We start from the raw sequence: 11,434 nt of genomic DNA on the forward strand, positions 1-11,434 counted from the left end.
AAGAGCCCCGCGCGAACCTGTCGCACAGGGCTCCTGGTCACCCGACCAATAGGAAAGGGAAGAGGAAAAGGGACCGTGCGGACGAATCCGATCCTTTGGACCCGACCGCACGAATCCCGGTGCAATCAGTTCAGACGCAGCTCGGTGGCCGGAGAGAAGAGGTGCATCTTCGCAGGATCGATGTGGATCTTCACCACATCGCCGACCTTCGGCAGGGCACGCGGGCTGACGCGGATTGTAGTCAGCTTGTTCTGGTCGGACATAACGGTAGCCTGCTCGGCTGCACTGTCGTCGGTCAGAATGTTGCCGTAGATGTATCCGTCGGAACCCAGGTCCTCGACATTGGCGACCTTCAGGGAGAAGGCGTCAGGTTCGGAGGGGCCGGCCAGGGAGGCATCCTCGGGGCGGAAGCCCACGACGATCTTGCCCTCGTCCTCGGGAGTCAGCTTGTCGACGGCCTCGCGGGGCAGGCTGACGGTATCCTCACCAATCTTGGCCTGACCGTTGACGACCGGGTGAATGTTGATGTTCATCGAAGGCGAGCCGATGAAGCCGGCCACGAAGACGTTCTCAGGGCGGTCATAGAGCTCGGTGGGAGCGCCGACCTGCTGCAGGATACCCAGCTTGATGACCGCAATCCTGTCGCCCATGGTGAGGGCCTCGGTCTGATCGTGGGTCACGTACAGGGTGGTGACGTTCAACTGACGCTGCAGGGCGGCAATCTGTGTACGGGTCTGCACACGGAGCTTGGCGTCCAGGTTGGAAAGAGGCTCATCCATCAGGAAGACCTTGGGCTGGCGCACGATTGCACGACCCATGGCCACACGCTGGCGCTGACCACCGGACAGTGCCTTGGGCTTGCGATCCAGGTACTCGGTGAGGTCGAGGACCTCAGCCGCCTTCTCGACCCGCTGGCGAATCTCGTCCTTGGGCGTCCCGGCAATCTTCAGGGCGAAGCCCATGTTGTCGGCAACGGTCATGTGGGGGTAGAGGGCGTAGTTCTGGAAGACCATGGCGATGTCACGGTCTTTGGGCTGCATGGTCGTGACATCCGTGTCACCGATGAGGATGCGCCCCTTGTTGACTTCCTCCAGGCCGGCCAGCATGCGCAGGGTTGTGGACTTGCCGCAACCGGAGGGGCCAACCAGGACCAGGAACTCGCCGTCCTTGATATCAAGACTGAGGTCACTCACCGAGGGCTCATCATTGCCCGGGTAGATACGAGTGACGTGGTCGAATACCACTTCTGCCATTGTTCATCCTTTCATCGGCAGGTACGTGCCGAACGATCCGTAGTGAAGGGTTGATTTTTCACTGTGGTTTCCGTCTTGAGACCAAGCCAACTTCGGCCGTGTCGCACAACGGTTTTTATTTGTCGGTTAAGAGAAACTCTCCCTCGAGCCACTTATCACTATACACCAAGGATCGATCTCGGTTCGCGCCCATTTGTCGGCTCTCATCGGCCTTGGCGCCGGACTATTCAAATCCCCCAGCCACTGTTGCATCACAGCGACTGGGGGATTTGCGCTCGCGGGATTGCCAAGCCGGTGCGACTCAGGCAAGTGCGAGGAGGTCGTTCCTACTCAGGCCTTGGACTCGGTGGAATCCTCATCGGCACTTGCAAAGACCTTCCGTGCCACATTGATGGCATTGATGACCCTCGGGAAGCCCACGTAGGGCACGCACTGGAGGATGGCTTCGATGACGGACTCCTTGCTCAGCCCAACATTCAGGGCACCCTGGATGTGAACAGCCAGCTGCGGGGCCGTATCTCCCTGTGTGACCAGGCTGCCTATGGTGACCAGCTCCCGCTGCTGCAGGCTGAGCCCCTCCCTGGTGTATATGTCGCCAAAGGCGAATTCGACAATCCAACGACCCAGGTCGGGCGCTATATCCTGCAGGGAGTCGATGACATCCTGACCTCCCTTGCCATCGATGGCTGCCAGGGCCTCTGATCCTTGCTCAAAACGCGAAGCTTCCATGAAGTTCCTTTTCCTTACTTAGTAAGATTTCCCCTTCGCGAATATTGTATCAGCGACTATTTGCAAAGACCGATTTGTCCCCTCAGAGCACCTGGCCACCCGACCGACCAGGGGCCGGCCTCCACCAGGATTCGATTTCTTCGCGGAGGCATCCTCACACGGAGAGGAGGGAAACGACCGAAAGCCTGAATCAGGTCCTTTTCACCAAGTCGGGGCACAATGGAGATATGAGTGATCTTGAAGGGCTGAATCTGGAACCGGGTCGGCTGGTTGGGGGCTACACCCTGATTGAACCCCTTGGCGGCGGTGCCATGGGGTCCGTCTGGCGTGCCAGGGATGACGGAGGCCAGGACTACGCCATGAAGATCCTGCGGGAGTCCCTGACGGAGGATGACCAGGACCGGCCCGACAGTCCCGAAGCCCGCGACCGAGCCTCCGCCCGCGAGCGCCTGCGCCGCGAGGCCCTGTCCCTGAAGCGAATTAACCATCCCGGGGTCTGCCAGATAGTCGATATGGAGCTCGATGATGCCCTGGCATTCATCGTGACCGAGCTGATTGAGGGGCGGAACCTCCGGGATGATGTGGCGGCCAATGGTCCCTATACGGGCGATGACCTCGAACGGCTGACCAGCAAGATGATCGATGCGGTCAGGGCTGTTCACCGGGCGGGCATCGTCCACCGTGACATCAAGCCCACCAACGTGATGATCTCGGCCTCGGGGCCGGTCCTGGTCGACTTCGGCATCGCCATGGGCCAGGGGGAGAGCCACGTTACCCGAACGGGGCTGGTCATGGGAACCCCGGGATTCATCGCCCCTGAAATCATCGACGGGGCCGAATCCGACCAGGGTACGGACTGGTGGAGCACAGCGGCGGTCCTGGCCTTCGCCGCCACCGGCAAGCCCGTGTTCGGCAGCAAACCCATGATGGCGGTCCTGGAGCGGGAGGCCTCGGGCAATGCCGACCTGTCCGGATTGCCCCTCGACACCATGAAGGCCTTCAGGGCGGCCCTCTCCCCTGACCGCGATTCCCGTTGCAGCCCCGAAGACCTCCTGGGCGCCATCACCAGGGATGCCATGGACCCCGGCGCTGGGGGCTCCGGAATTGCCACAGGAGACAACACAACACATCAGCCGGCCCAGGATCAAGGCACTCGGAAGGAGGGGGTGCGCCCTTTTGGCGCAAGCTCTTCAAGGGATGACTCGGGACAGGAAGAACCGACCCAGGTGGTGGAACCTGCCACACAGGTGGTAGAGCCTGCCATACCGTTGTCTGACCCCGAAACCCGAACCCTGGAAGCAGGAACGTCCGTGATTCCGGCCCAGGGCAATCCCCGTATGGCCTGGTCCTCTGCCGATGAAGCCACCGCCACCCTGGATGCGCTCAGCCGTGACGACCCCGAGGAAACCACCCGGTTGGGCGGAACCCAGATGCTGCAGACCCACGCCTTCCCCCAGGGGGTATGGGACGACCGCCAACCGCAGTCCGATATGGAGGACGCCCAGGCCACGAGCTACCAGGGTCCGCCCCTGCCGGCCGCCAGTCCCCTCCCCCCGGAGGACACCGGTCATTGGCTGGGCGATCAGCCCCAGGCTCAGGAGCCTCCAGCCCTAATCCGACAGACCCGTTATCTCCATGCCGGCACAGCGGTACTGGTCATCATCGGTTTCATTCCGGCCCTCATGGCTCTGGTGGCCCCCATTTCCGCCCTGATCCTGGCGTGGATGCTGATGTGGTTCCTGGGTACCGCCGGCCTGAGTCTGCAGGGCCAGATCAATCGGGAGCTGAAGCGGGGAGGCCAACGCAGGGGGCATGACCGGGCCCTGAATGCGGCCGCCCTGCCCTGGCACCTGCTCAAGGCCCTTCTGCTCAGCCTCCCCCGCATCCTCATCCTGGCCCTGGTGGTCTTGGTAATCGGCGCACTGGCCACCTGGCTTGGCGGACAGACAACGGTTTCGGGGTATATAAACCTGGGCGGGCACCTCCTGCGCTTCCCTCTTCCGGCAGGAGCCCCCCTCTCCCTGGTGGGATTGACCATGGGGCTGGCAACCATGGTGGGTTGGCTCTCCACCGTACTGGTCGGGGAGACCGGACCGGATGCCAAGAAGGCGGCCGGATGGGCCTACATGGTCCGCCTTGGTGCAGGCTGGCTCCCCCTGGGTGCCGTTGACCAGGCGGTCAATCCGAGCACCGACCCACAGGCCATGCAGGACCAATCGGAGACCGAATCCGCCTCATCCAAGCCCAAGGGCCATCGCCGGGCCTGGACCATGGTCCTGGTCTGGGTACTCGTTCTGGCCGCCGTCCTGACCCTGGTCGCCCTGCATCCTTCCATGGACTGGTCACCTATACCCATTCTTCACTCGTAATCCGTCCTCGACCTCATGGACCGCGATTAGACTTTGCTCAGTATTCAAATGAAAGGACCCGTGACATGTCCAAGTCCAGCCGCCAGTCCACCCAGGCCAGGCAGCAGCAGAACCGCAAGGCCAGGCTCCGGGCCGAGGAGGAGGCCCGCCAGCAGGAGGCCGCCCGGGAACGCAAGCAGCAGACCCTGATCGGACTTATCGTCACCATCGTGGTGGTGGCCCTGATTGCCCTGGGCGGATTCCTCTATTGGAACAGCCACAAGCCGGTCAAGGTGGAAAACGCCTACGAGACCGTCCAGAAGGTCAAGGTGAAGCCCTCGGTCGCCAACGACAAGGGCGGCATACTGATCAGCAAGGCCGGAGTGGACAAGTCGGTTGAGCAGGCCCCCACGGTGGAGATCTACATGGACTTCATGTGCCCGGGCTGCGGTGCCCTTCATCGCGGATTGGACTCCACCCTGACCGCCATGGTGAAGGCCGGGCAGATCAACCTGGTCATCTACCCCATGTCGTTCATGGACCGACTCACCACCGACGAGTACTCATCCCGTGCAGGTTCCGCCGCGGTCTACATCGCGCAGAACGATCCGGATCACTTCCTGCCCTTCATGGCCAGTCTTTACGACAAGGACTTCCAGCCCGACGAGGAGAACTACAAGCCGGTCAGCGACAAGCAGATCCGCCAGCAGGCCATCAAGGCCGGCATCAGCCCAGAGATGGCAGACCGTTCCCTCAAGGGCGAGTACAGGGCGTGGCTGAGTGCTTTGGACAAGTACACCCCGACCCGTAAGGAATTGTGGAATACCTCGGGGCACAACAAGGGACAGATGTCCACACCGACCGTCCGCATCAACGGGACCTTCTGGGACCTGGGGCAACTCTCCACGTCCGGACTGGACTACAAGGCCGGGCTCCTCAAGGCCATAGGCCTCGACCCCGAGCAGGTTGGCCAGGATGATGTCCTGCCTTCAATCGGCCCCAAGGGCAGCCCACTGGCCTTGTAACACCCCTCGCGCATACGCACGGAACGCCGGCTCGCTCTCTCAATCCCATGCAGGATGTGTGTTCGCGCAAAGAGAGCGTTCCCGGCAGTGCATGGATGGTGTTAGGATAATCCACTGTATTGAGACCTGTGTCTGTCGGAACAGGACCGCCTCCTTAGCTCAGTTGGCCAGAGCAGCCGCCTTGTAAGCGGCAGGTCGTCAGTTCGAATCTGACAGGAGGCTCATTCGTAACGGAATTGCGTTGATTCCCCGCAAGAGGTTCAATTTTCTACAGGTTGCGATAGGATATTTAAAGATAACTACAGAGCTTCCCTCGAGTAAGTCATTTCGAAGGCTCAGCCTTCGAAGGTACGGACCGGAGTCATTCCCCAACCATCTCCGCTCCGTATTGGGGGACGGGATCATTCCCCTTCATTCCCGTCCTCTCCTCGTTAGGTCCGCGAGCAAAACCGCGCGACCCGGAAGAGCCCGGTCGACCACGATGGCCGACCGGGCTCTTCTGCTATCTCAGGTCCCATCAAATGTGTACATTTATCTGGCTCTTGTCGCCCCCACAGCCGGGACCGAGCCGTTACCCGCTAAGATTCACGGGAGGGTACACCAGACGACTTCAGGTTCGGAGGGAGACGGGATGGCCAGACGCTGGACACCGCGGCGGTTCATCGTACAGAGACGGGTACGCGTGGCTCTGTGCGCCATCCTGACCGTCGTGGCAATGACCATCACCTTCGGCCTCACGGCCCACAAGAGCGTATCCCTGAGCGTCAATGGGCAGACGCGCACCATCAATACCTATGCCTACAGCGTGGACGGACTCCTGAAACAGGCCGGGGTCAAGGTCAAGACCCACGACCTGGTCGATTCGACCTCTGGCGGACAGCTTCGCAACCACGATGTGGTTACCGTCCGTTCCGCATACCAGACCACAATCAACATCCAGGGGCAGCAGGTTGCCTTCTGGACCACGGCCACCAGCGTCAACCAGCTCCTTGGCTTCTTCGAGGCCAACCAACGCAACGCCATGAAGGTCACCGTGGACGTGAAGAACGTTTACAACCAGCTGACCGGCGGTCTGGTCATCAACCAGGAAGGGCCTGTGACGGTCATTGCCGACGGGAAGAGCTCCGTGGCCCCAAACGGCAAGCTGCCAGCGGCTTCCATCCTCGATTCCAAGGGGATAGTCCTGGGCAAGGAGGATCGCGTCTCGGTCGAAAAGGACCAGGACACCACGGTCCTGCGGGTACGACGCGTCACCCACGGAGAGACCGTCAGAAGCACCCCCCTGGCCTTTGGGATCCGAACGGTGATTGACCCTAATCTGGCCCCGGGGCAGATTGAGATTCGCCAGCAGGGCGTCGACGGAGAGAAGCAGGAGACCATACAGGTCACCTATGTGGATGGAGAGGCGGAATCCGAGAGCGTAGTCAAGGAAGAGACCGTCAGCATGCCCATCGACCAGGTGGTGGCCATCGGTCCGGACAAGCAGGAGACCAAACCGGACCAAGGCAAGACGGATGATGGGGACAAGGGCAAGAACAAGGATAAGAACGAGTCGAAGCAGGACTCCGACCAGGATAAGCCGACCCAGCCCACCACCCCTCCCCAGACCTCCAGACCGACCGAACCCGCACAGCCGACCCAGAATCCGCAACCCGCACAACCACCCGAGCCAGTCCGGCCCCCGGCCCCTCCCACCCCGACACCACCAACACCACCAACGCCACCGACACCAAGTAGCGGACTCTGGCACGCCTCTCCGGAAGCGGCCATGACCTACGCAGCGGGAGCCGCAGCACAGAGGGGATGGGTCGGAAGCCAGTTCGATGACCTGGTCAAACTCTGGAACAGGGAATCGCGATGGCTCTGGTACGCGGAGAATCAGTACTCGGGCGCCTATGGAATACCCCAATCCCTACCTGGCAGCAAGATGGCATCGGCTGGTGCCGCCTGGCGTGATGACGCAGCCATTCAGATTGATTGGGGCCTGAGCTATATCGCCGGCAGGTACGGCAACCCCAGCGGGGCCTGGCGGCACTCGGAACAGACCGGATGGTACTGATGCCCCTGCCCACCCCAGATGCACAGGGCGACCAGATCACCCACACCACCGATACGGACCAGGCCGAGACCGGACACCTCCTCGGAGCTGCGGATATCCGCCGCATAGCCGACCTGGCCGGGATCCACCCCACCAAGCGACTGGGACAGAATTTCGTCATCGACCCCGGAACCGTGCGCCGAATCGTCCGTCTGGCCGAGGTGGGCGCCAATGACCCGGTTCTGGAGGTCGGACCGGGGCTGGGCTCTCTGACTCTCGGCCTCCTGGAAGCCGGCAGCAAGGTAACGGCCGTCGAGATCGATCCCGCTCTGGCCACCCGCCTGCCCGAAACGATCGCCGACTTCATGCCCGACGCCCAAGACCGCCTCACGGTCATCAACAGGGATGCCCTGACACTGTCCGCGGACAACCAAGCCGACCTGGCGGCAGCAGGGAGCCTGACCCTGGTGGCCAACCTCCCCTACAACGTGGCCACACCTATCATCCTGACCCTGCTGGAGCGCTTCCCCAACCTGAATCGCTTCCTGGTCATGGTGCAGAAAGAAGTGGCCGATCGCCTGGTCGCCTCCCCCGGGTCCAAGGTCTACGGGGCCCCCAGTCTGAAGCTGGCCTGGTACGGACGGGCCGAATCCGCAGGCCGAATCGGGCGCAATGTCTTCTGGCCAGCACCGAACGTGGACTCGGCCCTGGTCTCCTTCACCCGTGCAACCGCGCCGTCCACCTCGCCGGAAGCCGTGGAGTCCCAGCGAAAAGAAGTCTTTGCCCTGGTGGATGCCGCCTTCGGGCAACGGCGCAAGACCCTCCATGCGGCCTTGAAGGGGTTGGTACCCCCCGAGGCTTTCACCGAGGCCGGCATAGACCCCACGCGGCGCGGCGAGACCATGCGCGTGGAAGAGTTCGCCGCCCTGGCCCGGGCCTGCCGGGAGACGGAGGAATGACACAACCGGAAGAAGCCGGACAACCAACCGGCAGAAGCATAAGCCTGGACTGCCCGGCCAAGATAAACCTGAGGCTGAAAGTCGGGCCCAGTCGTGATGAGTGGGGTAGCCGCCACCAACTGGATACGATCTACAGCGCCATCAGCCTCCATGACCGGGTCGACCTGACCTTGCGGGAACCGGGCTCCGGCTTCGCGCTGACCTTGGAGGGGGACCACCTGGGCGATCTGGCCGACGGCCATGCCGACCCCAAAGCCAACCTGGCCGTCAAGGCCCTTCTGGCCCTGGCCGGAACCACCGGTCACCAGCCTGACGTCTCCATCCACATCACCAAGCGCATACCGGTCGGTGCAGGCTTGGCCGGAGGATCGACCGATGCCGCCGGTACCCTGCTGGGCCTGAACAAGCTCTGGGGACTCGGTCTCCCTATGACCAGCCTGGAACCAATCGCCGCGGACCTGGGTGCCGATCTTCCCTTCTGCCTGCATGGCGGCATCTGCAAGGGGGCCGACTTCGGCCAGAAACTGACTCCCCTGGATACTCACGGCACCGAAGTCGCCCGACTGACCGAGACCGGGCTCACCGGGCATATGCTGATCGGTGCCTACGAGAAGGAACTCAGCACGGCCCGTGTCTACCGGACTTTCGACGAGGTTGGGTCGGGCCACAACGACCTCAACGACCTGGAGCTGGCCGCCTGCACCCTCCATCCTCGCTCAGGTCTTGCCCTTGACCTGGCCCGCGGCTTCGGAGCCGGCCCCGCCTTCATCTCCGGGTCAGGACCCTCAGTGGTCGCCATGGTTCCCGAAGGGGACAGGGCAGCGACCCTGAAAGCGATCTGGGAGCGGGAAGGCGCCGTGGACTGGATCATCGAAGCCGACTCACCGGTCGCACCCGTCGTGAGACCGGTGAGCGTCACCCATTGAAGGTAGAGTGTTGACTAGGTAATTTGCGGAAGGTGGACCATGACGAATCCCGAACCACTCGATGAACGTGAGGCTCGCCGACAGTTCGTGAGGCGCAGGCAGAAGATGGTATTCACCATCGCGGTCTGTGCCCTGGTGGTCATCATGATTGTCGCCAGTCTGGTCATCTTCGGTACCGTGGGTCGCTCCACCAAGGAAAGCAAGGTCGTCAAGCCCAACTATGGGGTCAGTCTGCCCTGTCCCCCCCAGGATTCCAAGCTGGTCAACCACCCCGATATCCGTATCAGGGTCCTCAACGGAACCAGCAAATCCGGCCTGGGCACGGCCGTGGCAGCTGCCCTGCGTAATCGCGGTTTCAACATGCAGGGGGTCGGCGACTACCCCAACAAGACGGAGACGGCACGCACCGAAATCCGTTTCGGCATCCAGGGCATCGACCGTGGTTATACGGTCGCGACCCAGTTCAACGACGCCATCATGATCATGGACGACCGGAGTGATGACCTGGTCGATGTGGTCATCGGAGCAACCTTCAACGACCTGAACGATGAAGACAAATCCTCCACGGTCGGCAAGGACATCGAAGGCATCAAGGGGTGTGTGGCCGATCCGGCAAGCATGAAAGACCTGCCCGAGGCGCCCAAGGCCTGATCGGGATTCCCCCAGGGCCTAGTCCTCGGCTCCCTCCCGGGCCCACCAGCTCTTCAACTCCTCCACAGCCTGGTCCTGATCGACCGGCCCCATATCCAGGCGGTAGTCCAGCATGTGCCGGTAGGCCTTGCCCACCATTGGTCCGGGTTGAAGGTCCAGTATCTCCATGATCTGCCCGCCATCCAGGTCGGGTCGGATGGCATCCAGATCCTCCTGCTTGCGCAGCTGGCGCACCCGCTCCTCCAACTCGTCCATGGCGGCCGAGAATATCTGGGACTTGCGTTTGTTCCTGGTGGTCGCATCGGCCCTGGTCAGGCGGTTCAGCCGCTCGAAGAGCGGTCCTGTCTCCTTGGCATAGCGCCGGACGGCAGCATCGGTCCACCGCTCGTCCACGTACCCGTGGAAGCGCAGATGCATGCCAATCAGGTCGCAGACGTCATCGATGATGTGGTGGTCGAAGCGCAGGGCCTTCAACCTGGTACGGGCCATTCGGGCACCGACTGCATCATGGTGGTGGAAACTCACCTTCCCACCGGATTCGAAACGTCTGGTCTTGGGCTTGCCTATGTCGTGCAGGAGAGCCGCCAGGCGCAGGGTCAGGTCAGGGGCCGGCACAGGTCCGTCTGGGCCGGTCTCCAGGGCGATGGCCCGATCCACCACCATCAGGGTGTGCTCAAAAACGTCCTTATGGCGATGATGCTCATCAAGCTCCAGTTCCAGGGCGGGAATCTCGGGCAGGACGATATCGGCCAGACCTGATTCGACCAGGGCCTCGATTCCCTTGGTGGGATGGGCGCTCAGCATGAGTTTGGTCAACTCGTCGCGGACCCTCTCGGCCGAGACGATACTGATTCGGTCGGTCATCCGGGTTATGGCCTCGGCCGTCTCAGGGGCGATGGTGAAACCCAGCTGAGCCACGAAACGAACGGCCCGCATCATCCTCAACGGATCATCTTCGAAGGACTGTTCGGGATCCACAGGGGTACGCAGCACCTGCTTGGCCAAATCATTGGCACCCCGATAGGGGTCGACGAAAACCAGGTCCGGCACCCGCAGGGCCATGGCGTTGACCGTGAAATCCCTTCGGGAGAGGTCCCCCTCCAGGCTGTCGCCATAATCCACGTCAGGCTTGCGCGAGTCCGGATCGTAGGTGTCCCTGCGATAGGTGGTCACCTCGACCTTGATTTCCGTTCCATCCGGGCGGCGGCGCATGGCTCCCAAGGTGCCGAACTTGCGGCCCATGTCCCAGAATCCGGAACCCCACTTGTGCAGAATCGGTTCAAACTCCTCGGGCCGGGCCGAAGTACAGAAATCCAGGTCGTGCGATGGCCGATGCAGGAGCAGGTCACGGACGGGACCCCCCACCAGCGACAGTTCAAATCCTTGATCGGCAAACAGTTGTCCGAGTTCGATAGCCTCGGGCCAGACTTGGAAATCCACGCTCACCCTTTCCATATAGAGTTCATGCGCCTACTAGCTTACCGTTACCCCACCTGCACATTAAC

At 62.0% G+C, this 11,434-nt stretch carries 9 protein-coding genes and 1 tRNA gene; 7 read left to right on the forward strand and 3 right to left on the reverse strand.

The genetic code is table 11. From position 1 onward, the window contains the following. Positions 1–125: 125 nt before the first annotated feature. Both H3V08_RS06615 and H3V08_RS06620 read right to left on the reverse strand, forming a co-directional pair. On the reverse strand, positions 126–1,253 hold the full coding sequence (locus H3V08_RS06615; protein WP_033491057.1) for an ABC transporter ATP-binding protein: 1,128 nt from the start codon (positions 1,251–1,253) through the stop codon (positions 126–128). A gap of 330 nt (positions 1,254–1,583) precedes the next feature. Beyond that, entirely contained in the window at positions 1,584–1,982 is a 399-nt protein-coding gene (locus H3V08_RS06620) for a carboxymuconolactone decarboxylase family protein (protein WP_198182024.1), read from the reverse strand. Between the two features lie 227 nt (positions 1,983–2,209). Here H3V08_RS06620 and H3V08_RS06625 point away from each other — a divergent pair, with 227 nt between their 5' ends. From H3V08_RS06625 to H3V08_RS06655, 7 genes are all read left to right on the forward strand, one after another. Then, a complete protein-coding gene (locus H3V08_RS06625) occupies positions 2,210–4,351 on the forward strand; it encodes a serine/threonine-protein kinase (RefSeq protein WP_198182025.1) in 2,142 nt (713 codons plus the stop codon). A 65-nt stretch (positions 4,352–4,416) separates the two neighbouring features. Beyond that, a complete protein-coding gene (locus H3V08_RS06630) occupies positions 4,417–5,355 on the forward strand; it encodes a DsbA family protein (protein ID WP_033491053.1) in 939 nt (312 codons plus the stop codon). A gap of 148 nt (positions 5,356–5,503) precedes the next feature. After that, positions 5,504–5,577, forward strand: a tRNA-Thr gene (locus H3V08_RS06635). Positions 5,578–5,986: 409 nt separating this feature from the next. Continuing rightward, positions 5,987–7,414 (forward strand): G5 domain-containing protein, encoded by a 1,428-nt coding sequence (locus tag H3V08_RS06640; protein ID WP_198182026.1) that lies wholly within the window; start codon positions 5,987–5,989, stop codon positions 7,412–7,414. After that, a complete protein-coding gene (gene rsmA, locus H3V08_RS06645) occupies positions 7,414–8,352 on the forward strand; it encodes a 16S rRNA (adenine(1518)-N(6)/adenine(1519)-N(6))-dimethyltransferase RsmA (protein WP_198182157.1) in 939 nt (312 codons plus the stop codon). Before H3V08_RS06640 ends, rsmA begins: the two co-directional genes overlap by 1 nt. Next, positions 8,349–9,278, forward strand: a complete 930-nt coding sequence (locus H3V08_RS06650; protein ID WP_198182027.1) for a 4-(cytidine 5'-diphospho)-2-C-methyl-D-erythritol kinase — start codon at positions 8,349–8,351, stop codon at positions 9,276–9,278. The genes rsmA and H3V08_RS06650 overlap by 4 nt, the downstream gene beginning before the upstream one ends. Before the next feature lie 39 nt (positions 9,279–9,317). Then, entirely contained in the window at positions 9,318–9,929 is a 612-nt protein-coding gene (locus H3V08_RS06655) for a LytR C-terminal domain-containing protein (RefSeq protein ID WP_033491045.1), read from the forward strand. 18 nt (positions 9,930–9,947) lie between these two features. On the opposite strand, the gene H3V08_RS06660 is transcribed toward H3V08_RS06655, so the two are convergent. Continuing rightward, positions 9,948–11,369 (reverse strand): CCA tRNA nucleotidyltransferase, encoded by a 1,422-nt coding sequence (locus H3V08_RS06660; RefSeq protein ID WP_198182028.1) that lies wholly within the window; start codon positions 11,367–11,369, stop codon positions 9,948–9,950. Positions 11,370–11,434: the final 65 nt, after the last annotated feature.

Source organism: Bifidobacterium sp. M0307 (genome assembly GCF_016100445.1).
Lineage (GTDB): Bacteria > Actinomycetota > Actinomycetes > Actinomycetales > Bifidobacteriaceae > Bombiscardovia > Bombiscardovia coryneformis.